Here is a 21,674-nt window from a genome sequence, read left to right as displayed (position 1 = left end):
ATTTGCCATTGTCGAGTTTTATCGACCCGTTAAAGGCTAGAACATCGCGATATGGAGACCAAACGGATTTGGTTTCCCGGGTTGCCACAGCCGTGATGGGTCTTGAGGGGATTTGCCATCACAGGCTGTGGCAACGAACAAAAGCTACCATCCGGCGGTCGGTCACCTGCCGGTCGGCGCTGTGGCGACCCCTCTGGCGGGCGTGATCGCGAACACAGTCATGGTCGCCACGCCCCCGATGCCACCCCCGGGGTACACCTCACTTAACTAACTAGGTTTACTGTGTCTCTGACGTTCGGCGGAGAGGAGACAGTGATGGACCTACAGTGGTCGCCGGCCGACCTGGCATTCCGCGACGAGGTGCGCGCATTCCTCGACGAGAGGCTCACGCCTGAGCTCCGTCGCGCGGGGCGCCTGATGACCAGCGTGTACGCCGATCACGACGCGAGCATGCAATGGCAGCAGATCCTGCACGAGCGCGGGTGGGCAGCGCCGGCGTGGCCCGTCGCCCACGGCGGGTGCGACTGGAGCCTGACCCAGCACTACATCTTCAGTCGGGAGTCCACACTCGCCGGCGCCCCGTCGCTCTCGCCGATGGGGATCAAGATGGTCGCCCACGCGATCATCAAGTTCGGAACCGACGAGCAAAAGAACTTCTTCTTGCCGCGCATACTGACCGGCGAGGTCTTCTTCTGCCAGGGGTACTCCGAGCCGGAGGCGGGTTCGGATCTGGCCGCGTTGTCGATGGCGGCCCGCGACGACGGTGATCACCTCGTATGCACCGGCAGCAAGATCTGGACCACTCACGCGCGGGAAGCCAACTGGATGTTCGCGCTGGTGCGCACCACCCGATCGGACAAGAAGCAGCGCGGCATCACATTCCTGCTCATCGACATGTCGACTCCCGGCATCGAGATCCGGCCGCTGGTGATGACCTCCGGTGAAGAGGTGCAGAACCAGGTGTTCTTCGACGAGGTGCGAGTGCCCAAGCGCAACGTCATCGGCCAGATCGACGACGGCTGGACGGTGGCCAAGTACCTGCTCGAATTCGAACGTGGCGGTGGTGCCACCGCACCGGCCCTACAGGTGATGGTCGAGGAGATCACCGTGGCGGCCGCCGATCAGCCCGGCCCGGCCGGAGGGTGGCTGCTCGACGACCCTGCTTTCGCGCGCAAGCTCGCCGAAGCGCGTATCCGGACCGAGGTGCTGGAGATCCTGGAGTACCAGGTGCTCGCGGTGGTGGCGCAAGGCGGCAACCCCGGCGCGAAGTCGTCGATGTTGAAGGTGCTGAGCACCGAGCTGAGCCAGGCGATCACCGAACTCGCCATGGAGGCTGCCGGACCGCGCGGGCGCGTCTACCAGCCGCATGGGACCTGCCCGGGCGGACCGATCGCCGAATTCGAGCCGCCCGCGGACGACTACATCAGCGGTGAGCCGTGGCAGGCCGTGGCCCCGTTGCGGTACTTCAACGACCGGGCCGGCTCGATCTACGCCGGCAGCAATGAGATTCAGCGCAACATCCTCGCCAAGGCTGCATTGGGGCTCTAAATGGACTTCACACTCAACGACGAACAGGAACTGCTGCGAGGGGGCCTGGCTCGGTTTCTCTCCACCCGCTACGACCTCGAAAAGAGCCGTACCGCGGCCAAGACCGGCCCGGGTTGGCAACCCGAGATCTGGCGCGCCCTCGCCGAGGAGCTCGGCATCCTGGGCGCGGCGCTGCCGGAAGAGGCCGGCGGGATCGGCGGCGGCCCGGTCGAGATGATGCTCATCGCCGAAGCGCTGGGACACGCCCTGGTGATCGAACCCTATGTCGACACCGCCGTCGTCGCCGCCGGACTGCTGCAGCGCGCCGGTGGGGACACCGCAGCGGCACTCGTCGACCAGATCGTCTCCGGCGCCGCCGTGGTGTCGCTGGTCGCCACCGAACCGACCTCCGGTGAACGCTGGCAGGATGTCAGCACGACCGCCCGCCGTGACGGTGACGGCTGGATCCTGTTCGGCGCGAAGATCGTCTCGACGAGCACACCGCTGGCCAGTCACGTGCTGGTCACCGCCAGGACGGCCGGCGAGCGCACCGACACTGACGGCATCTCGCTGTTCCTCGTCGAACTCGGCTCCGCCGCAACAGGTATCGATCTGCACCACTATCGCACGGTCGACGACCGCCGAGCGTCCGACATCGTGCTGGACGACCTCCGGCTGCCGGCCACCGCATTGTTGGGCCGGGAGGGCGGCGCGTGGCCGTCGCTCGCACTGGCCCGTGACGAGGGCGCCACCGCGGTCTGTGCGGAGGCGGTCGGCTGCATGCGCAAGGTGCTGGCCGACACCGTCGAATACTGCAAACAACGCCAACAGTTCGGGCAGCCCATCGGCAGTTTCCAGGTCCTCCAGCATCGGATGGTGGACATGTACATGGAGGTCGAACAGGCCGCTGCCGCAGCGTTGTTGGCGACTCTCAACCTCGACGCCGACGACGTCGCCCGGGCCAGGGCGGTGTCGGCGGCCAAGGTCACGGTGGGCCGCGCCGCCCGGTTCGTGGGACAGCAAGCCGTGCAGCTGCACGGCGGCATGGGCATGACCGAGGAGCTGGCGATCGGTCACTACTTCAAACGGCTCACCGCTGTGCAGTTCGAGTTCGGATCGACCGACCACCACGTCGCGCGCTACGCCGAGCTGACCTCGCGGTAGGCCGCCGGCCCGACCACCGGAACCAGGTCGGGCCCGCCGGGGCCGGCGAACGCACAACTACCGGAAGCGTTCTGCGCTCAGGACTTGCGGGCCACGATCACCGGTCCACGCGCCGACTGAACGACCTGAGATGCCACCGAGCCCAACAGCATCCCGGCGAAGCCGCCGCGGCCGTGACTTCCGACGACCAGGAGCTGGCCCTTGTCGGCTTCTTCCAGCAACCGTCGGGCCGGCTGGTCCCGGCACACCACGCGCCGGACGGTGACGTCGGGGTAGCGTTCCTGCCATCCGGCCAGCCGCTCGGCCAGCAGCATGTCCTCCTCGGGTTGCACCTCCGACCACCCGGCGCCTGGCAGTTCGTAACCGGCGTCGCTCCAGGTGTGCAACGCGACGAGTTCGACCCCGCGCCGTGACGCCTCGTCGAATGCGATCGCGGTGGCCCGCTCGGACGCCGGGGAACCGTCCACCCCGACCACCACCGGCGCCTGGGCGGGATGCGGGATCAGCGGGTCCTCGTCGTGGATCACCGCGACAGGGCAGTGCGCGTGCTGCACGAGACCAGTACTGACCGAACCCAGCAGCCGGCGTTCCCACTTGCCTTTGCCCCTGCAGCCGGCGACCAGCATGTCGGCCTCTTTGGCCACATCGACCAGTGCGGCGACGGGCTGACCCGACAGCACCACCTCACCGACGTCCACGGCGTCACCGGCCATGGCGGCTTCGGCGACCGAACGCGCATCGGCGAGAATCCGGCGCGCCTCCTCCTGCTCATCCTCCAGGTAGGCCATCGGCAGTGGAGCCTGGATCCACGACTGCACGGCAGCGCCGGGAAGGACATGCGCCAACGTCAACGGCACCCGGCGCATGGCGGCGTTGCGCGCAGCCCAGTCGACCGCGACGCGCGATGGTGCCGAGCCGTCGACCGCGACGACGATGCCGTTGAGTGCTACCGGGGTGGACATCAGGTGTGCCTCCTCCACTTAGGCCGACGGCGCCGGTGCCGTCTGACACCACGACGCTATCGTCACGGCTCGAGGTACGTCAGTGGAAAGCCGTCATCATGCGATGGGACCAAAGTCCTTCGCGGGAAATGCGCTCAGCTGACCGACGTCGGGGCATCGGCGATCTTCACCAGCGACACACGCGGGCGGGCCGGCACCTCGTCGGCCAGGAACCAGCGGAAGGCGAGGTTGCCGCGCGGATAATCCAGCGTGGTCAGCGCGTTCGGATGATCCGTCATCCCCCGGGACACCACAACGGTGACGGTTCCGTCGCTGTCGGGTACCGCTGTCACACCGTTGACCGAGCTGCGCGCGTCGGGCACGCCGGGCACCGCCATGAACTGGTTCCACACCACCAGATTCCAGAATCGGCAGTCCGGAGGCCGATGGGTGATCACCAGCGCCTCGTCCTCAGCGAGGTCGAAGCTGCCGTAGGAGTAGCACGCGTCACGCGCCGACCAGCCGAAGTTCGCGTCGGGCACCTGGTAGGGATCGGCGAAATCATTGGCGGCCATTGCGGTTTCGTGGCCCAGCTGATGCTCGCCGGCACCTCTGACCCCTACCGTCAACGGAAGGATCGCGAACATGGTCCGCAGCCAGGCCGCGCTGGCTCGCAGCGCGGCCGCGGTTTCGGCCTCGCCGTGACGGAACGGGTCTGGCGGCTCGAGAGCCTTGATGTTCCAGGTGACGGGCCGGCCCACGAGCGGATCGGCTTGGTAGTCGCGTGTCATCAACACCGCGGCGTCGGGTTGGGGGCCGAAGTCGAAGGTGAAGTTGCCGTCGCCGTCGATGTCGAGGTCGTCGTCGCGCACGATCGCGACGATCCGGTCCGACCACGCCCCCGGCGCCGGCTCGTTGTAGGCAGTGACCGAAAAGTACACGCTGTCACCGCGATTGCCGCTGATACGGTAGCGCCGCCCGGGATCCACGGGGCACATGTAGTAGATGGCGTCGGTGTTGTCCCCACCCCAGCGCCGGTCCGGGCGCAACGGTGAGTTCACCTCCAGCCACCGGGGGCGGCTGCGGTCGGCGAACAGGTACGTGTCGAACGCGACCCCCAGGGTGGTCGCGATCATCCGGTAGCCGTCGGCGATGTGGCGATCGTCGGTGACGGCTTTCGGGCCGGTCATGAACGATTCGTCCAACTGCCGCAGGGTGTCCAGCAGCTCCCGCCACGCCGCTGTGGCCTCGTGAATGTCAGAGGTCATGCACTGATTCCTTTCGTGATCAGCTGCGCGGTCTGCTCGATCCACTCCGCGTCGACGTCGGTGCCGCGAGTGAGCAACGCCAGCAACGTCATTCCCGCGACGGCTTCGGCGAGTTGCGTGGCGGTGACGTCGCGGCGCACCTCGGACCGGTCGACGGCGGACTGCAGGAAGTCGTTCAGGCCGCGGACGAGGACGTCGGAGAATCGCTCCAGCAGCGCGGTGTGCAGCGTCGGATCGGAGGCCATCTCCCCCACCAGCCCGGGCAGCGCCGCGCGCGCGGCCGGAGTGCTCAACACCGCGAGCGTCCGCCTCAGCATCTCGTGCACGTCCCCGTCCAGCGATCCGGTGGCGGGAAGCTCAGTGGACGCATCGACCGGGAAGACGGCTTCGTGCACCAGGTGAGCCTTCCCCCGCCAGCGCCGGTAAATGGCCGGCTTGCTGGTGCCCGCGCGCGTCGCGATCGCGTCGAGGGACAGATCGGCGTAGGACGACTCACTGATCAGCTCCACGGTGGCGCGAAGCACCGCGTCGTCGATGCTGCGATCCCGGGGGCGTCCCACCTCTGTCATCATTACGATACTGACAGTAACATATTGCTTTGTGACGGACGCCACAGCGGATCTGGTCTATCTCGACGACCTCGCCGAACCGCGCTACAGCCCTGCGGCACAACAGCTTCGCGAGATGATGGCGACGTTGGCCGCCGACTGCCCACTCGATGTGGAGGTGCTGCACCAGCGGGCCACGGAAGCCACGGGCCTGACCGACTTCGGCCCGGACGACTATCGAGACCGCCTGCAGCGTTACGTCAGCGAGCTGCGCGAGATCGATATGCACGCCCCGGGGATCGTGAATTTCCACGCGCAGCTCGTGCAGTGGCTCAAGAATCGGTTGCTGCTGACGGAGCTGCTCGCCCGACATCCCGAGATCGAGGACATCGAGCTGGCTCCCCCGGTGGTGATCGCCGGCCTGCCACGCTCGGGCACCACCCACCTGCACAACATGCTGGCCGCGGCGCCGACCTTCCGCAGCCTGCCGTACTGGGAGAGCGTCGAACCGTTCCCGCTACCGTCCGAGACGGGGATAGAGCCCGATCCGCGGATCGCGCGCATGGACGTCGCAGTGCACACCATGGATGTGCTGATGCCACACTTCGCCCTGATGCACGAGATGACCACGGATCACGTGCACGAGGAGATCCAGCTGCTGGCCAACGACTTCTCGACGATGTTGATGGACACTCTGGCCCATGTGCCGCGCTGGACCGAGTGGTTCTGGAGCAGCGACCAGACGTCGTCGTACCGTTATCTGGTCACGCAGCTCAAGGCGCTGCAGTTCCTGCGCGGCGGACGGCGATGGGTGCTCAAGTCGCCCCAGCACCTGGGGCAGCTGCCGGCGCTCGAGGCGGTGATGCCCGGTGTCGTAGTGGTTTTCACCCATCGTGATCCGGTCCCGGTGGCGTTGTCGATGATCGCGATGGTGACCTACTCCGAGCGGATGCACCGCGACAGGGTCGACGTCACGGCGCTCGCCCATGCGTGGATCGACCGGCTGGAACGCCTGCTCGACACCTGCGTTCGGGATCGAGATCTCATCCCGGCGGAGCGCTCGGTGGACATCGTGTTCGACCAGTTCATGACTGATGAGATAGGCACCGCCGAGCGGGTGTACTCAGTGGCGGGGGAACTGCTCACCGACGATGCCCGCTCCGCGATCGCGCAATACCTGCAAGGCCACCGCCGCGGACGACACGGCCGGGTGCACACCTCGCCCGAGATGTTCGGCCTGGACCCCGACAGCCTCAGAGATCGGTTCGCGCCCTATCTGGGGCGGTTCCTGCTGACCTCGGAATAGCCTGGCAGTCGACGTATTACGCCGATTCCCCGGGTCTGCTCAGGGGTTCTGCGTCCGAGTGTCCCCGAGGTGGACCTCGGAATCCGAGCGCTGCAGATGCACGACCAGCGGCCGGTGGTCGGAGATGGGCACTCGCGGCGTCTCACACGCCGCTGCGAACAACCCGGGGTCGTCGGTCAGCACGTGATCGAGCTGCTTGGAGGGATTGTCGGCGGGGAACGTGGGGGCCGCCGCCAACTGCCTCAGCCTCGACCACCGGCGCGCAGCGGCGGCCGACATGTTCAGATCGCCGGTCAGGATCCGCGGCCACGGCAGACCGCGGACGTCGCGCATCAGCCGGCGCAATTGGACGCGGTTCCATCCCGGCACGAACGACAGATGGGTGTTGACCACGGTCAGGTTCCCCAGCGGGGTGTCGAACTGTCCGATCACCGCCGCGCGCGGCTCCTCGTGGATGACCTGCACCCGCCCGGGCGCAGCGAGATACATCGGGAACCGGAACGGGATCCGGGGCAACCGGACGACCTGCCAGTTCAATGCCGGATAGCGCGACAGCAGCGCGACGCCGTACGCAGCGGTACCGGGCTGCTCCTCTCCAGTCGCAGCCATCCAGGTCGCCCCCGGTGTGCCCGCGATCGCCGCCACGAACTGGTGACTCCGCGCGCCCATCGCCTCGGCGGCCAACGCCGTCAGATCGGCCGATCCGGAGCGCGCCTGAATCGAGTCCACCTCCTGCAGCGCCAGGATGTCGGCGTCGAGCCCGGCCACACATTCGGCGAAGCGGTCCAGATCCACGCCGTCACCGAGGGTGCGGCCGTGCAGGATGTTGAACGTCACCAACTTCATGGGTACCCAACTACCCACCTGCGACGGAAACCAACGGTGATGCCTCCATGTCCCACGACGATCTGCGTGAGTCGCTGCGGCGGGCCGCCTCGGCGCTGAAGGCCGACGGTCCACCGTTCGCGCTGGCCGGCAGCTATGCGCTGTGGGTCCACGGCGGCCCCGAACCGACCCATGACGTCGATTTCGTCGTCACCGAACAGGACGTCGAGGCGGCCGCGGCAACCCTGTCCAAAGCCGGCTTCGACATCCGCAGACCGCCCGAGGACTGGCTGTTCAAGGCCGCCCTCGGCGTGGACGAACCTGCCCTGATCGACGTGCTCCACCACATCAACGGGGTGCCGGTCGACATCGAGCTGATCGACCGTGCGCGGGTGCAGGACGTGCTGGCGCTGTCCATACCGGTGCTGACACCGACCGCGGTGGTGACACAGAAGCTGCGGGCGCTCAACGAGCACCACTGCGATTTCGCCCGGCTGATCCCGTCAGTGCGCGCGGTCCGTGAACAACTCGACTGGCCCGCGCTGCGGCAGAACACCGCCGACAACCCGTTCGCCGTCGCGTTCCTGTTCTTGTGCGAAAATCTACGAATCACCGTCGACTGACGAACGGTGTTGCACCCGAGAGGTTTTCACCGTCGGTAGCTCCCGGTGACCGGGCGAGACGGCTCGCGGAGATGACCGCGGACCTGCTACGTTACGCGTGCTCTCCCTCCTGTAATGCGTCCTTCGGCGACGCCCGCACACTCGGTCGAGAGCGAGAAAGGGACAGCGTGGACGAAGTTCTGGCACGGGCCGCCATCTTCCAGGGGGTGGACCAGAGCGCGGTCGCCGTGTTGTGCAACCAGCTGCAGGAGGTGTCGTTCCCCCGCGGCCACCGGGTCTTCAACGAGGGCGAGTTGGGTGACCGGCTCTACATCATCACCTCGGGCAGGGTGAAGGTCGGCTGCGCGACCCCGGACGGCCGCGAGAGTCTGCTGACGCTGATGGGCCCGGCCGACATGTTCGGCGAACTCGCCATCTTCGATCCGGGGCCGAGGACGAGCTCGGTCACGACGCTGACCGCCGTGCGGGCGGTGACCATGGACCGGGAGGCGCTGCGATTCTGGATCGCCGAGCGCCCGGAGATCGCCGACCAGCTACTGCGCGTACTGGCTCGCCGGCTGCGCCGCACCAACGACACGCTGTGCGACCTGATCTTCACCGACGTCCCCGGCCGTGTCGCCAAGCAATTGCTCGACCTGGCCCGCCGCTTCGGCACCCAGCAGGACGGCGCGCTGCGCGTCGAGCACGGCCTCACCCAGGAGGAGATCGCGCAACTGGCCGGCTCGTCGCGCGAGACCATCAACAAGGCGCTGTCGGACTTCGCGCAGCGCGGCTGGATCGAACAGCGGGGTAAGTCGACCATCATCCACGACCCCGCCCGGCTGGCCCGCCGAGCGCAGCGCTGACCCGATCAGTCGCAGAGGCGGTCGGGGGCGGCTTCGAAACGTGCTGTGCTGGCGCGTCCCTGCGCCTTGGCGCGATACATCGCGGCGTCCGCATCCCGGAGCACATCCCCCAGGCTGCGCCGGTCGTCGTCGCTGATCGTGGTGATGCCGATGCTGGCGCCGACCCGAAGCTTCAGCGATCCGATGAGCATCTCCTCGGCGAGCACCTCGTGCAGACATTCGGCGATCGCGTCCACATCGGCCTCCTCGACCGGTCCCATCAGCAGCACGACGAACTCGTCCCCACCGATTCGTGCCACCAGATCCTGGGGTCGCGTCGCCGAGCGCATCCGCTGGGCCACCCGGCGCAACACGTCGTCACCGATGGTGTGGCCGTGGTTGTCGTTGACCGACTTCAACCGGTCGAGGTCGATGAACAGCACCGCAGACAACCGGTCCGCGCCGGTCTGAGACATCGCCGCGGCGGCGTGGTCCAACGCGTGGCCGCGGTTCGGCAATCCGGTGAGCCAGTCGTGAGTGGCCTCGTGCAGAAGTCTCTCGCGGGCGTCGTAGTGCTCGGTGATATCGGTGAACGACATCAGAATCGGTGAGTTCTGCGGATCCTCGGGGTGCATCACGCGACCGTGACCGGTCACCCAGATCCGGGTGCCGTCGAGACGGTCGACGCCGACCACCTCCCCCCGCAGGCTCAGCCCGGTCTTCAGGATCCACTGCAGCGGATGAGAATCCGGGTCGAGCAGGCGTCCCTGGTGGTCATACATCGGCAGGTCCGCTCCATGGTTGCTGTGGTGCAGGCCGACGAGATCCTCGGCGCCGCTTCCGAGGATCCGGCGTGCTGCGGCGTTGGCGAACTGGAATCTGCCATCGCTGCCGACGATCACCACACCCTCGTGAAGGAGGTCGAGCACCGCGTGCAGTCGCTGCCCGCTGCGATCGGCGGCCACGACGGTGTCGCAGACGACGACGTAGCCGCCGCTGGTCCGGACCACCAGCACGCGCACCGCCAGCGGTGCCCCTTCAGCGTCGATGTGGGTGGTGACCACGCAACCGCTGCCTGAACGAACCAGTGCATCGGGATAGAGCGGGGCGCCGACCGCCCTCTCGACGGGCATCCCCACCACCTCGTCTGCGGACCTGCCGTAGAGGTCGTGGGCATCGGCGCTCCAGTCGGTGACGATGCCGTCGAGGGTGGTGGTGATGGTCGCCGCTGTGGGCTTGCGGTCGCCGGAGTCACCGGCGAGCACCATCGGCCGTGCCGGCATCGGGTCCCGGAAGATCACCTCGTACGTGGGATCGCCACGCTGCAGCCGCAACGCCGCCACCGCTTGGGCAGCCAACACGCTGCCGTCGACGCGCATGAGGGAATAGTCGCCGGGCCCAGAGACGTCGCCGTCCGCGCGCAAGTGGGCCAGGGCGGCGGTGACCGCGCCCAGCGACGCCGGAGCAATGAAGTCAGCTATCGGGCGATCGATGATCTCGACGGACGCTGTCGCGCCGAGCGCGCGCACCGCCACGGGGTTGACGTAGCGCACGATCTTGCCGTCGTGGATACACACCGGAACCAGGCTCCGATCGAGCAGTCGGTGATATTCGAATTCGGCCGCGGTGCAGTCTTCGCCGAAATCGTCCCGCGACGTCATCGGGTCGCTTCGACGCAGGTCGTCAAATCCGCCCCCTCCGAACGTGTCCCCTCGCCGATCAGTCGGTGCTGTCCCCTCGGCCACCTCCGCAATGCCTGAAAGGCAGGCTAGCAAGCTCGTCAGACATGGACGTGCAAACCGCATAACCTGACTTTTCGCGGCATGGCTGGGCGCCTCCATCAACGCGGGCGGCCTGCCGGTGATCACTCCGGCCCAGGGGTCGCCGCGCCGCCACGACGGCGCGCGCTGCCGGTGCCGCCGGGCTCCGGGCGCCAGGCCCGATAGCGAACCCCCTGCCGCACAGTCGGTTCGGCGAGCTGCGCCCGTGTGCACCGCATGCGGGTGCCGGAAACGACCGGCCACCACGCCAGAAGTGATGTGGGACACGGGAGCCGACGTGGCACCCATAAAGCCGGGCCGGTTGGCTAGTGTTCGCTTCGATCCGCAGCCGTGAGGTTGCCCGGCAGTCGAGGCCTTACCCGCTCGCACGATGACGCGTCGCTCATCGGCGGCGCATTCGGTGTTGCCAGTTAACTTTTTCACGATAGCCACTATGGAGGTAGGCCTTGTTGCACAGGGTAGCCTCAGCTAATCTCCAGCCAGCCTCATGGCTTTCCGTTACCCGTTATCCAGGAGTTACCGTGCAATTGGTCCGTCACGCCGGCTCAACCCCAGGCTTCTGGCCTGAGCTTTCCTCTTCTTCCCCCCGTCCAAATAGGTTGCTTGGTGCCGCTGTGGCAATTGCCGGGGCCTCGGTCATCGCCGTCAACCCGGTAGCGCCCACCCTGCCGGTGATACAGGACCGCGCCGTGGAGCTGTCCGGGTGGATCGATCCCATCGGCGTCATCGGTGAATCGCTGTCCACTACGGTGCAGAACCTGGGCAGCCAAGGCACCGGGATCCTGACCGAAGGACTTCCCGCGGCCTGGGACATCATCACGACCTCTTCGCTGTACAGCGAGATCGCCTCGGCGGTGTTCAACCCCTTCCCGGGTCTGGAGCGCTTCTTCGGCAACCTCTCGACCTATGCCGCCACTATCAACACCGGCCTGAAGGAGTCGGCCGAGGGCTCTAAGGAGCACTTCGACAAGCTTCCGGAGGCGTTGGAGACCGCCTGGGACTTCGTCCTGCAGGGACAGTTCACCCAGGCGTTCGCCACCATCACGAGCTGGAACATCTTCGGACTCGGTTACTTCGGCTGGCCGCTGGAGCCCATCTTCAAGATCCCGGGCGAGATCGCGCGGGACTTCGGCCTCAGAGCGGTCGGCGCAGTCCTGGACACACTGTTGGTCGGCAACAACGCGACGACGGGCTACGCCTACTCGCTGTTGAGCCCGCCCATCACGGCGATCTACCAGCTGACCGACATCATGAACGTGATCTCCGCGTCGATCTACGACCGCGACTGGGTCACCGCGATCAGCGAGGTCGTCAACGCGCCGGCAAAGGTGTTGAACGCGTTCCTCAACGGCTACCAGCCCAGCGTGGCCGCGGAATGGGAGTTCTTCCCCGGGCTGTTCAGCAAGGACGGACCGATCGACGCGTTCTTCGTTCAGCTGCCCAAGGCCATCGCCGCGGCGCTGGCCGGCCTGTCCGAGGATGACGAGGCTCAAAATCCCACGGCCGCCGATGAACTGGCCGCGGTATCGTCGACCGGGCTGGCCGGCGAGGACAAGCTGGTGACGTTGCCGATCAGCACCGGCACCGAAGACGGCGCGGCGACCGCTGGAGATGCCGCGGAAGAGGCCACTGAACCGACCGGTCCTGCCGACGAGATCGCTGCCGTCGGCGAGGAGGGCGACGAGGACGTGACCGTCACCGAACCGGCCGATGATGTCACCGGCGAGGAAACCGAAGAGCAACCGGACGCCGACGACGTGGCCGGCGAGGACGAGGACGGCGACGACGGCGACGAGCCGGCCGGCGAATCTGAGGAGGCCGCCGGCGACGACGCGGCCGGTGACTCCGACAGCGACTCATCGGCATCGGGCAGCGATTCCGGAAGCGAGTCCGGTAACCCCAAATCCGACTCTGGCGACAACTCCGGCTCTGGCGACAAGTCCGGCTCCGGCGACAAGTCCGGCAGCGACGAGTAGGGAGTTCGGCACCAGGGCACGGCCCCCTCATCACGAGGGGGCCGTTCCCGTCGACGACCCGGCGATGTGAGATCGCCGCGCACGACTGGGTCCGGAGTTTCCGCGCTCTGTCGGAGGGTAAGCCCTCGGCCATGTCGAGAGTTCGGACGCCCGATTCGTCTGTTGCGACTAGGAAGCCCAGCATTGCTCCGGCCCTGCTACTCGGCCTCGGGCTGGGTGGCTTCGTCGACGGCATCGTGTTGCACGAGATTCTGCAGTGGCATCACATGGTCAGCCATGTGGACGACTACCCGGTGGACACCCTGGCCGGACTCAAAGTCAACGTCCTGGCCGACGGGTTCTTCCATGTCGGTACCTGGGTGCTGGTGTGGGCGGGCACGCTGCAGACGCTGATCGCGTGGCGCAAAGGTCAATTGGCACCCACGTGGGCGTTCCACTTCGGGCTTCTGCTGGCCGGCTGGGGAATCTTCAACGTGGTCGAGGGTGTGATCGACCATCAGATCCTGGGCATCCATCACGTCAGAGACGACCTCGGCGCCCCCCTCCCGTGGGACATCGGATTCCTGATCTTCGGCGCGCTGCTCATCGCGACGGGCTGGGCGCTGTACCGACGCGGCGTCCACACGCTTGAGAGCCGTTCACACCGCGTCGACCACCAATGACCGGCGCCCTGGGTGAGGCGCGTTTTCCTGGCCGACAGGCAGTTCGACCTACACTCAACCCCGCAGAAGTCAGTGAGGACAACGAATGACCGAGCTCGCAGAAGACCGGTATGACGTCGTGGTCGGTGACGTCCACAACCACGAGGACGAAGCCGCTGACACCCGCAATGTCGTGGTCTCCCAAGGTAAGTCACTTGCCGAAGCCGAAGCCGACTTCGAATATCACGCCCGGCGTGTCCCTGCCGAGCACCGCTATGTGCAACTCCGGCACAGCGGAGAGGGCGGCGCCATCGTGAAGACGTATCCGGCCACGGGGTGACCGGCCATCGAGTCCGAAGATGCGCGGCGTCGGGGCTGCGGCTGTGACCGCGGCGGTGCGGCCGCCAGCATTCGGACATATTCACACGCCGGCAGAGCCAGCTCCGTTCCCCACACGACGTGTCAGTCGTCGCCCCGCGGCGGCGGGCTGACGGCGACCCCACCGGACCGGTGCTCCGGCCCCGCGTCCGGGTGCTCGGCGGGAACCCGCTCCCGGAAGCGAGCGGCCTCACTGCTGCCCTGCGGCCGCCGCTCAACGTCATCACCGCGATAGGGGCCGGGCTTGGGCCGAGGCTTCCCACCGGGGAAGGCCAGCCTGATCACTGTGCGCTGCACCGTGAACCATTGTCTGCCGAACCTGCCCGAGTTGTAGGGCAGCTCGTATCGCTGGCAGATGTCCTTGACCTTCGGTGCGATCTCGGCGTAGCGGCTGCTGGGCATGTCGGGGTAGAGGTGGTGCTCGACCTGGTATCCCAGGTTGCCGCTGATGAGGTGGAACAGCGGGCTGCCTTCGATGTTGGCGGCGCCGATCAGCTGGCGCACGTACCAGCCGCCGCGGGATTCGTCGGCGACCTCTTCTTCGCTGAAGGTATAGGTCTGGTCCGGGAAGTGACCGCAGAAGATGATCGCGTGCGCCCACACATTGCGGACCACGTTCGCCAGCGCGTCGGCGGCCAGTGTGCGCAGGTAGGTGCTTTCCACACCGGGTAGTACGCGGTCGAGAACCGTTGCCAACCCTGCGATCCGGCCGCTGCGTCCAGGAAGTTGCCGGAGCCGGCGTCCGACGCGGGACTGCTTGGGCTGATCTATCCGATCACCCAGCGCGAGCTTGGCCAGCCCGAAGGCTGCCGCGCTGATCAGAGGCCAGCCGATGTAGTCCTTGACGATCTGCTGGCGGGCCTTACCGGCGATGCCCTTGAAATCGGCTTTCAGGTCGGCCATCGTCTTCTGTCCACGCCACAGCGCCTCGACGTCGGTGTCGTGCAGGGCGACACCCCACTCGAAGAGAACCATGAGGAGAAAGTTGTACAGCGGTTGCCCCAGGTTGGCGCGCCGCCACTTCTGGTTGGGGTCGACGCGCATGATCTCATAGCCGAGGTCTTTGTCTTTGCCGCGGATGTTGGTGAATGTGTGATGGATGTAGTTGTGTGAGTGCTTCCACGCTTCCGCGCTCGACGCGGTATCCCAGTCCCATACCGACGAATGGATATCCGGGTCGTTCATCCAATCCCATTGACCGTGAAGGATATTGTGCCCGAGTTCCATGTTCTCGAGGATCTTGGCCATGCTCAGACACGCGGTGCCGAGCACCCACGCCGTCGGTGACCGGGACGCCAGTAATAGGACCCGGCCGGCCACCATGATCTGGCGCTGCACCGAGATGACCATCTTGATGTAGTTGCGGTCGCGTTCGCCGAGTTCGGCAAACACCTCGTCGTGAATGGCGTCGAACTCCTTGGCGAGCTTCTCCAACTCTTGTTCACTCAAGCGGGCGAGCGGACTCTCGATCGATGCTGTCATGTCAATCCTCCTGCGTCACAACTCAACTGCAATATCGCCTTCCGGGGCGTGAATACAGATCCGGATGTCCTGCCCGGTGGGTTCGGTCACTTCACCCGATCGCATGTCGCGTACCCGCCCCGACTTGAGCGTTCCGACGCAGGTGTGACAGATACCGATCCGGCACCCATAGGCAAGATTGAGGCCGGCCTGCTCCCCAGCCTCCAAGATCGGTGTGCCGCCGTCGCAGTCGACGGTGGTGTCGCTGTCCAGGAACGTCACTTCACCGCCCTCTCCGTCGCCGGCGTTGCCGCTGATCTTGGGTTGAAATCGCTCGTAATGCAGCCGGTCTGGATCACCGTGTTGCTCCCAGTGGTCGATGAGCCCGTCGAGGAGCGCACCCGGGCCCGAGCAGAATGCCTCGCGGTCACGCCAGTCGGGACACAACTCGTCGAGGTCGGCAGGTGACATGCGGCCACGCTCGGAGGTGAGCCGAAGGTCGAGCCGCATCGTGTCGTGACGGCGTTGGAGGTCTTCCAGCGCGGACAGGAACATCACCTCGTCACGAGTGCGGTCCGAGTGCAAGACCACGACGTCGTCGATCTCACCACGATGGTCAAGGCTGCGAAGCATGCTGATGATCGGGGTGATACCGCTGCCGGCGCTGATGAACAGCATCTTGGCCGGCAGCGGCTCCGGCAGGGTGAAGACGCCTTCGATCTCGCCGAGCCGCACCACCTCGCCGGGTTGGATCTTGTGCACCAGGTACGGCGACACGACGCCGGTGTCCACCTTCTTCGGGGTGACGCTGATCAGCCCGTCCTCCGGCTCGGGGTCCGACGTCAGCGAGTAGGCGCGCCAGTGGTAGCGGCCGTCTATGACGAGCCCGAGCCGGACGTACTGGCCGGGTTTGTGTCCCGGCCACTCGTAGCCCGGCCGGATCAGCACGCTGGCCGCCTCGCTGCCCTGGGGCTCGACACGCTCGACCTTCCCGCGCAGCTCCTTGGTCGTCCATAGCGGGTTGACCATCTCCAGATAGTCGTCCGGGCGCAGCGGACGGAACAGATGTCCGATCGCTCGTAGCAGCATGCGGCGCCCCCGCGGTACCGGTGGCCGTGCGCCACGCTCCGCCATTCCTCACCCCTTCACCTGCGGATTCCTGTGCAGTGATCGGCATCACATCAATGGTTAACCCTGTTGCTGCCTCCCCGGCCCTACTCGAAACCTGCGAAAGCGTGGAGCCGAAGAAATGCCGCCTACCAGCACCGCCCACCCGTGGCGATAGCCAGCGACCCTGACCAAATAGTGTTGCGAAAGAACACCTTTCGCCTGGTGACATCGGTTCCCCGAGTGTATTCACAGCGGCTGTGGTGCCCGTCGGCAAGTCGGGTGAAGCTGCACACTCACTCAAGGTCTCGGGTCGGAAGACAACCGGCGCAGACTGGACTGATGAGAATCGCCATCAGCGGCGCCGGTGTGGCCGGCCCGGCGCTGGCGTACTGGCTTCACCGCAGCGGCCACACCCCAACGCTGATCGAGAAGGCGCCGGCCCTTCGTACCGGCGGCTACATGATCGATTTCTGGGGACTCGGCTACCAGGTGGTCAAACGCATGGGTCTCGCGGACTCCGTGCGCGCCGCCGGTTACGACATCCAGTCGATCCGCAACGTCGGTCCCGACGGTGAGATCAATGCCGAGCTGGGCGTGGACATGGTGCGACGCGCGATCGGCGGGGACTTCACCAGCCTGCTGCGCGGCGACCTGTCCGCTGCCCTCTACGCCGCGACGGCCGGCACTGTCGAGACGATCTTCGGCGACATCATCACCGGCATCGACGAGGACGCCGACGGCGTGCGCCTGCACTTCGATCAGAGCCGGCCTCGGGATTACGACCTTCTCGTCGGCGCCGACGGGCTGCACTCCGCGGTGCGTCACCTGGCCTTCGGGCCGGAGGAAAACTATGCGCGCTACCTCGGAGCGAAGGTGGCCGCCTGCGAAGTCACCGGCTACCGACCCCGCGACGAACTCGTCTACGTCAACTACAGCACCCCCGGCCGTCAGGTGGCGCGAATCGCACTACGCGACGACCGCACCATGTTCTTGTTCGTGTTCCGGGACGATCGTGATGATTCGAGCACGTCTGCGCTCAGTCAGCTGCGCGAGCATTTCGGCGGAGCCGGGTGGGAATGCCCGCAGATTCTGTCCGCCATCGACGGCGTGGACGATCTGTACTTCGATGCCGTCAGCCAGATCCAAATGCCTCGCTGGTCCCGCGGGCGGGTGGTTCTGATCGGTGATGCGGCCGGATGTATCTCGCTGCTCGGCGGCGAGGGCACCGGTCTGGCGATCACCGAGGCCTACGTTCTGGCCGGGGAGCTCATGCGGGCGAGCGACGACCACCGCGTCGCGTTTGAAGCATATGAGCACCGGATGCGTCCCCTCATCGAGGCCAAACAGGCAGCGGCGCGCAGATTTCTCGGCTTCTTCGCCACACGAACCCGACTCGGTCTGCGGTTCCGTGACATGTCGATGCGCGCACTCAAATGGCGACCGTTCGCGAAACTCGTCACGCGAGGGGTACGCGACGACGTCTCGTTACCCGACTACGAGCTGCGGTAGCGCTTCTGTCGGCGTCCGCCACAGCATGGTGATCCGAGGCTCACAGATGACGGTCACTATGGGGTTCGAGGCGGCAGATCGGCTTGATCGTCGGTGTTGCTCCGGTACCGGCGGAAGAACGTCAGGAAGTACGCCTGCATCACCGCGAAGATGAACGCCGTGCTGATGCCGAACAGCAGAACGCCGTTCACCGCCTCCAGTGCGCTGATCAAACGCAACCGCTCGGGCAACACCAGACCGGGGACGTCAAGCGAAACCATGGTGCCCAAGGAATAGACCGACGCATCGGTGAACGAGTCGAATGCTCCCAGCCACCGGTAGGCAGACGCCCAGAGCACACCCTCCAGACCGTGCAGGACCGCAAGCGTCAGCGCGACGACTGCGATGCTGCCGCTGACGATCAGAATCGCCCGTTTAGGGCCGAACGCGTTCTTCTCCAACCGGTTCCGGATCCGCGCCTCCAGACGGAATGCCATCACCACCACCCCGGTCGTGTGGATCGCAATGGTGAGCACGATGAGCGACAAACCCACGATCCAGCTCGCAAGGTCCACGCTAGCTCCTCGATCAGCAGCGTCAGAATTACTGCGTTGCAAGCAATTTACCGACGGCGGCGATGACGTCTGAACCGGTACGGCCCGCCTGAAGCGAGCGCTCCCGGAACGCTTCGACTCGGTCGAATCCCTGCGCAACCTGCCTCGTCGTTCGACGTCCTATTTGCAGCGGTCCAGAAAGTCGACCGCAGGCTTTTTGATGGCCTCCAGTTCAGCCCGCACCTGCGGATTGGCATCCAGGTACTGCTGCACCTGCGGCTGCATCTCTTCCCGCGATTGGCCTTTGAGAGTCGCGAAGAAATCGTTCACGGGCGGATGCGTGAACAGATAGGCGGAGACGGCCGCCGCGACCCCCGCCCGCACCCCGGCCCAATCCGCGGGCGAACAGTTCGGCGGGGCGGGTGGAGGTGGTGGCGGCGGCTGAGCGGCTGCCGAGATCCCGCCGAAAAACGTTGCGCCGAACAACATGACTGAGCTGACGGCTCCCAGTGCTGCCCGGCGGCCACAACGTTGTAATGGCAACGTCATCACAGCTCCTCCTTCAATGAATGAGTGAAATGCTCATCGCGGGAGGGCGGTCGGCTGAACCGGCATTGACGGCCGACGTGTCTTCCGCGAGACAGGGACGCAGCGCGACCGGGACGGGCATCGAGATCGCTGGGATAGAGCCCCACTGGGCTGATCCCGGCCTTGTGTAGCACTGTCGTCATCGCACGGCTACTTCCGCGATTCAGAGGGGGTGCGGCTTCCGGCACCCTGTGGGGCTCACGATATGTCCACCGACCTCAGCGTGTGCGCATATTCGCCATTGCGGGACTATTTGAAAAGTCACGCAAAGCATTTCGCGACACCGCCACCGGTTTCCCAGCCGCGCTGCGCTTTAGAAAGCGGCTTATGTGCTTCTGCGTCGATTCGCACACCGAAGGCAGCACACGCTCCTTAGAATCTCTTCGAGGCGAACGAGAGAAGACGTCCATGAAGCCTTGGGTACAACGCATCGCCGTGTCCGCCGTCGTTCTGACCACGTTGCCGCTGATCGAACTGTCCACTTCACCCGTCGGCCACGCTCAACCGCCACCGCCACCGTGTCCCCCGGGCATGTACTGGAACTTCACCACGCTCATCTGCGAATTCCCGCCACCGCCCCCGGTGTACATCGACCCGTGGCTGCCCGTCTACGTTCCGGACCTCGTCGACGTCGACCTCGACCTCGATGTCCCTGTCCCCGGGCCTCCTAGGCCACCTGGGCCACCCGGGCCACCAGGAGTCGGCGGGCCGGGACCACCTGGAGTAGGAGCCCCGGGACGGCCGGGAGCCGGACGTCCCGGACCTGCGCCGCGACCTCCCGCCCCGAGGCGCGGCGGTGGACGCCGTCGCTGACATCACTTTCCCGGGAAGGTGCCTGCGGTAGCGAACCGGATCGACCGCTAGTCCAGCTTACCCGGGTCTCCCGTCTTGCGAATCATCCTGTCCGCCAACCATTACCACTTCTGGGCGGTTCCGTCCGACGACGTGCCGGCCATGTGGGCGCGCGGTCGCCGACCTGCCGCGGGGCCGCTGCGGCCAAAGCAAGCAGCCGGCAGGCGAGTTCGCGAGTGTCTTGGATCGGTCGCCACAGAAGGCTGGAGTGTGTTCACCAGACCACCCGAACTGTCAGTGAAGTCGTGATGCTTGCGACGTCCGTTCTTGTCGGTGGTCGAATGTATGTTCGAAGTATGTCGGGGAGCGAGGTGCGGGCCGCGGTGAGCGGGTTGCGCCGCGCCTTCGATGAGGTGGCGGCCTGTGAGGTTGATTTGTTGACCCGACCGGATTTGGTGGCGGCCCTGGATGAGCTGGAAACCCTGTGGTGTCAGCTGCCCGCGGTGCGTCATCGGCTGCTGGCCCGGTTGCAGGCTGAGGCGACCCCGCGCCAGATGGGTGCGAAATCCTGGAAAGAGGTGCTTTCGGTGCGTTGGCGGCTCTCGACCGGTGAGGCGCATCGGCGGTTGAGCGAAGCGGCGGTGTTGGCGCCGCGCCAGTCGTTGACCGGCCCGGCCCTGCCGCCGGTGCTGCCGGCCACGGCGATCGCCCAAGCGCACGGGCTGATCAACGCCGAACACGTCGACGTGATCCGCCGATCGCTCAACAAGGTGCCGGGCTGGGTCGACACCGCCACCCGGGAGCGCATCGAGGTTGATCTGGTGCGTACTGCGGTCGGTAACGGCCCCAAGGAACTCAAGGACTGCGCGGAGCGGACGTTGTTTCTGCTCGATCAGGACGGCCCCGAACCCGATGAAACCGAACGCGCCCGCAAACGCGCGGTGTCGAGGTCGCCCCAGCGTGGGGATGCCATGGTGGATCTGCGCGCCACGCTGACTCCGGAGGCGTGGGCGGTGTGGGAGCCGATTTTCGCCCGGTTGGCCGCGCCGGGGATGTGTAATCCCGACGATCCCGAGCCGTGCACGTCGGGGACGCCGTCGCAGGCCCAGATCGACAACGATCAGCGCAGCCTGGCCCAGCGCCAGCATGATGCGCTGGTCGCGGCCGGGCGGATCGCCCTGATGAGCGGCCAGCTCGGGCAGCTCAACGGGCTGCCGGTGTCGGTGATCATCCGTACCACGGTGCAGGATTTGCAGTCCCGGGCCGGGGTCGGTGTCACCGGCGGGGGCACGGTGGTGCCCATCGCCGAAGTGATCCGCATGGCCGGGCACGCCAACCACTATCTGGCGGTGTTCGACCGGGCCACCGGCTCAGCAATGGATTTGTTCCGCGCCAAGCGCATCGCCTCCCCGGCACAGCGGATCATGCTGATCGCCCGTGACGGCGGGTGCACCAAACCTGGCTGCACCGTGGGCGCCTACGGCTCTCAGGTCCATCACGTGGTCGCCGACTGGGTCGATGGCGGGAACACCAACGTCGATGAACTCGGCCTGGCGTGCGGGCCGGATAACCGCAGCGTCGACCCCGACGGCGGTGGGTGGTCGACCCGGATGAACGCCCGCTGCGAGGTGGAATGGATCCCACCCCCGCAGCTGGACACCGGTCAGGCCCGGCTCAACTACTACCACCGACCCGAACGGCTGCTGCGACTCCCCGAGGATCCGCCACCGCAGAGCCAGAACACCAGTGCGCCAACCCAACCCGCCAACAGCGCGACGGTCGACGCCGAGCCGGGTCCGCCGACACCGGCCGATGACCCCGGCGAACCCGGCGGACCCGCACCACCCGACAACCAAGCGGCCTGACCGCCGCGAGGTTC

Annotated in this window: 19 protein-coding genes; 10 read left to right on the top strand and 9 right to left on the bottom strand. The window is 66.4% G+C overall.

Going from position 1 to position 21,674, the window contains the following annotated elements:
- Positions 1 to 315: 315 nt before the first annotated feature.
- On the top strand, positions 316 to 1,548 hold the full coding sequence (locus tag ACTWP6_RS20400; protein ID WP_443188628.1) for an acyl-CoA dehydrogenase family protein: 1,233 nt from the start codon (positions 316 to 318) through the stop codon (positions 1,546 to 1,548).
- Positions 1,549 to 2,691, top strand: a complete 1,143-nt coding sequence (locus tag ACTWP6_RS20395; RefSeq protein WP_443188627.1) for an acyl-CoA dehydrogenase family protein — start codon at positions 1,549 to 1,551, stop codon at positions 2,689 to 2,691. It abuts the gene before it with no gap.
- A gap of 77 nt (positions 2,692 to 2,768) precedes the next feature.
- Here the strand turns inward: ACTWP6_RS20395 and ACTWP6_RS20390 are convergent, their stop codons facing one another.
- From ACTWP6_RS20390 to ACTWP6_RS20380, 3 genes are all read right to left on the bottom strand, one after another.
- Positions 2,769 to 3,653: a universal stress protein gene (locus ACTWP6_RS20390; protein ID WP_443188626.1), complete on the bottom strand. Its 885-nt coding sequence runs from the start codon at positions 3,651 to 3,653 to the stop codon at positions 2,769 to 2,771.
- 134 nt (positions 3,654 to 3,787) lie between these two features.
- Complete coding sequence (locus tag ACTWP6_RS20385; RefSeq protein ID WP_443188625.1) at positions 3,788 to 4,900, bottom strand: DUF1214 domain-containing protein; 1,113 nt, start codon at positions 4,898 to 4,900, stop codon at positions 3,788 to 3,790.
- Positions 4,897 to 5,472, bottom strand: coding sequence for a TetR/AcrR family transcriptional regulator (locus ACTWP6_RS20380; protein WP_443188624.1), 576 nt, complete (start codon positions 5,470 to 5,472; stop codon positions 4,897 to 4,899). The genes ACTWP6_RS20385 and ACTWP6_RS20380 overlap by 4 nt, the downstream gene beginning before the upstream one ends.
- Before the next feature lie 112 nt (positions 5,473 to 5,584).
- Between ACTWP6_RS20380 and ACTWP6_RS20375 the strand changes: the two genes are divergently transcribed.
- Positions 5,585 to 6,754: a sulfotransferase family protein gene (locus ACTWP6_RS20375; RefSeq protein WP_443188633.1), complete on the top strand. Its 1,170-nt coding sequence runs from the start codon at positions 5,585 to 5,587 to the stop codon at positions 6,752 to 6,754.
- A gap of 39 nt (positions 6,755 to 6,793) precedes the next feature.
- Here the strand turns inward: ACTWP6_RS20375 and ACTWP6_RS20370 are convergent, their stop codons facing one another.
- Complete coding sequence (locus ACTWP6_RS20370) at positions 6,794 to 7,600, bottom strand: endonuclease/exonuclease/phosphatase family protein (RefSeq protein WP_443188623.1); 807 nt, start codon at positions 7,598 to 7,600, stop codon at positions 6,794 to 6,796.
- 47 nt (positions 7,601 to 7,647) lie between these two features.
- Between ACTWP6_RS20370 and ACTWP6_RS20365 the strand changes: the two genes are divergently transcribed.
- Together ACTWP6_RS20365 and ACTWP6_RS20360 are read left to right on the top strand one after the other, a co-directional pair.
- Complete coding sequence (locus tag ACTWP6_RS20365; protein ID WP_260751224.1) at positions 7,648 to 8,202, top strand: nucleotidyltransferase; 555 nt, start codon at positions 7,648 to 7,650, stop codon at positions 8,200 to 8,202.
- 167 nt (positions 8,203 to 8,369) lie between these two features.
- Positions 8,370 to 9,047, top strand: a complete 678-nt coding sequence (locus tag ACTWP6_RS20360) for a Crp/Fnr family transcriptional regulator (protein WP_260751223.1) — start codon at positions 8,370 to 8,372, stop codon at positions 9,045 to 9,047.
- 5 nt (positions 9,048 to 9,052) lie between these two features.
- Here ACTWP6_RS20360 and ACTWP6_RS20355 read toward each other — a convergent pair whose 3' ends face one another.
- Positions 9,053 to 10,687, bottom strand: a complete 1,635-nt coding sequence (locus ACTWP6_RS20355; RefSeq protein ID WP_443188622.1) for a diguanylate cyclase domain-containing protein — start codon at positions 10,685 to 10,687, stop codon at positions 9,053 to 9,055.
- A gap of 734 nt (positions 10,688 to 11,421) precedes the next feature.
- Between ACTWP6_RS20355 and ACTWP6_RS20350 the strand changes: the two genes are divergently transcribed.
- The 3 genes from ACTWP6_RS20350 (at position 11,422) to ACTWP6_RS20340 (ending at position 13,764) form a co-directional block, all read left to right on the top strand.
- Positions 11,422 to 12,783, top strand: a complete 1,362-nt coding sequence (locus ACTWP6_RS20350) for a hypothetical protein (RefSeq protein ID WP_443188621.1) — start codon at positions 11,422 to 11,424, stop codon at positions 12,781 to 12,783.
- Positions 12,784 to 12,914: 131 nt separating this feature from the next.
- Entirely contained in the window at positions 12,915 to 13,445 is a 531-nt protein-coding gene (locus ACTWP6_RS20345) for a DUF2243 domain-containing protein (protein ID WP_260751220.1), read from the top strand.
- An 85-nt stretch (positions 13,446 to 13,530) separates the two neighbouring features.
- On the top strand, positions 13,531 to 13,764 hold the full coding sequence (locus ACTWP6_RS20340; RefSeq protein ID WP_260751219.1) for a hypothetical protein: 234 nt from the start codon (positions 13,531 to 13,533) through the stop codon (positions 13,762 to 13,764).
- Positions 13,765 to 13,886: 122 nt separating this feature from the next.
- Here the strand turns inward: ACTWP6_RS20340 and ACTWP6_RS20335 are convergent, their stop codons facing one another.
- Together ACTWP6_RS20335 and ACTWP6_RS20330 are read right to left on the bottom strand one after the other, a co-directional pair.
- Positions 13,887 to 15,284: a fatty acid desaturase family protein gene (locus ACTWP6_RS20335; RefSeq protein WP_443188620.1), complete on the bottom strand. Its 1,398-nt coding sequence runs from the start codon at positions 15,282 to 15,284 to the stop codon at positions 13,887 to 13,889.
- 15 nt (positions 15,285 to 15,299) lie between these two features.
- Complete coding sequence (locus tag ACTWP6_RS20330; RefSeq protein ID WP_260751217.1) at positions 15,300 to 16,397, bottom strand: ferredoxin reductase; 1,098 nt, start codon at positions 16,395 to 16,397, stop codon at positions 15,300 to 15,302.
- 315 nt (positions 16,398 to 16,712) lie between these two features.
- Between ACTWP6_RS20330 and ACTWP6_RS20325 the strand changes: the two genes are divergently transcribed.
- Positions 16,713 to 17,882, top strand: a complete 1,170-nt coding sequence (locus ACTWP6_RS20325) for an FAD-binding domain (protein ID WP_260751216.1) — start codon at positions 16,713 to 16,715, stop codon at positions 17,880 to 17,882.
- 56 nt (positions 17,883 to 17,938) lie between these two features.
- Here the strand turns inward: ACTWP6_RS20325 and ACTWP6_RS20320 are convergent, their stop codons facing one another.
- A complete protein-coding gene (locus tag ACTWP6_RS20320; protein WP_443188619.1) occupies positions 17,939 to 18,436 on the bottom strand; it encodes a hypothetical protein in 498 nt (165 codons plus the stop codon).
- A 159-nt stretch (positions 18,437 to 18,595) separates the two neighbouring features.
- Positions 18,596 to 18,964, bottom strand: a complete 369-nt coding sequence (locus tag ACTWP6_RS20315; protein ID WP_260751214.1) for a heme-binding protein — start codon at positions 18,962 to 18,964, stop codon at positions 18,596 to 18,598.
- Positions 18,965 to 20,136: 1,172 nt separating this feature from the next.
- Between ACTWP6_RS20315 and ACTWP6_RS20310 the strand changes: the two genes are divergently transcribed.
- Positions 20,137 to 21,660 carry an HNH endonuclease signature motif containing protein gene (locus tag ACTWP6_RS20310; protein ID WP_260751213.1) on the top strand — a complete coding sequence of 508 codons (1,524 nt, stop codon included), beginning with the start codon at positions 20,137 to 20,139 and terminating at the stop codon, positions 21,658 to 21,660.
- The last annotated feature ends 14 nt before the right edge of the window (positions 21,661 to 21,674 follow it).

This window comes from Mycobacterium sp. 4D054, assembly GCF_052245755.1.
Lineage (GTDB): Bacteria > Actinomycetota > Actinomycetes > Mycobacteriales > Mycobacteriaceae > Mycobacterium.
Note: the sequence above shows the minus strand (reverse complement) of the source record. Positions and strands in the feature narration are given on the sequence as shown.

What these genes read in the sequence shown, in the direction of transcription:
- ACTWP6_RS20400 (WP_443188628.1), top strand. Translation starts at nt 316, where the DNA reads ATGGACCTACAGTGGTCGCCGGCCGACCTGGCATTCCGCGACGAGGTG.
- ACTWP6_RS20395 (WP_443188627.1), top strand. Translation starts at nt 1,549, where the DNA reads ATGGACTTCACACTCAACGACGAACAGGAACTGCTGCGAGGGGGCCTG.
- ACTWP6_RS20390 (WP_443188626.1), bottom strand. Translation starts at nt 3,653, where the DNA reads ATGTCCACCCCGGTAGCACTCAACGGCATCGTCGTCGCGGTCGACGGC.
- ACTWP6_RS20385 (WP_443188625.1), bottom strand. Translation starts at nt 4,900, where the DNA reads ATGACCTCTGACATTCACGAGGCCACAGCGGCGTGGCGGGAGCTGCTG.
- ACTWP6_RS20380 (WP_443188624.1), bottom strand. Translation starts at nt 5,472, where the DNA reads ATGATGACAGAGGTGGGACGCCCCCGGGATCGCAGCATCGACGACGCG.
- ACTWP6_RS20375 (WP_443188633.1), top strand. Translation starts at nt 5,585, where the DNA reads ATGATGGCGACGTTGGCCGCCGACTGCCCACTCGATGTGGAGGTGCTG.
- ACTWP6_RS20370 (WP_443188623.1), bottom strand. Translation starts at nt 7,600, where the DNA reads ATGAAGTTGGTGACGTTCAACATCCTGCACGGCCGCACCCTCGGTGAC.
- ACTWP6_RS20365 (WP_260751224.1), top strand. Translation starts at nt 7,648, where the DNA reads ATGTCCCACGACGATCTGCGTGAGTCGCTGCGGCGGGCCGCCTCGGCG.
- ACTWP6_RS20355 (WP_443188622.1), bottom strand. Translation starts at nt 10,687, where the DNA reads ATGACGTCGCGGGACGATTTCGGCGAAGACTGCACCGCGGCCGAATTC.
- ACTWP6_RS20345 (WP_260751220.1), top strand. Translation starts at nt 12,915, where the DNA reads ATGTCGAGAGTTCGGACGCCCGATTCGTCTGTTGCGACTAGGAAGCCC.
- ACTWP6_RS20340 (WP_260751219.1), top strand. Translation starts at nt 13,531, where the DNA reads ATGACCGAGCTCGCAGAAGACCGGTATGACGTCGTGGTCGGTGACGTC.
- ACTWP6_RS20335 (WP_443188620.1), bottom strand. Translation starts at nt 15,284, where the DNA reads ATGACAGCATCGATCGAGAGTCCGCTCGCCCGCTTGAGTGAACAAGAG.
- ACTWP6_RS20330 (WP_260751217.1), bottom strand. Translation starts at nt 16,397, where the DNA reads ATGGCGGAGCGTGGCGCACGGCCACCGGTACCGCGGGGGCGCCGCATG.
- ACTWP6_RS20325 (WP_260751216.1), top strand. Translation starts at nt 16,713, where the DNA reads ATGAGAATCGCCATCAGCGGCGCCGGTGTGGCCGGCCCGGCGCTGGCG.
- ACTWP6_RS20315 (WP_260751214.1), bottom strand. Translation starts at nt 18,964, where the DNA reads ATGACGTTGCCATTACAACGTTGTGGCCGCCGGGCAGCACTGGGAGCC.
- ACTWP6_RS20310 (WP_260751213.1), top strand. Translation starts at nt 20,137, where the DNA reads ATGTATGTTCGAAGTATGTCGGGGAGCGAGGTGCGGGCCGCGGTGAGC.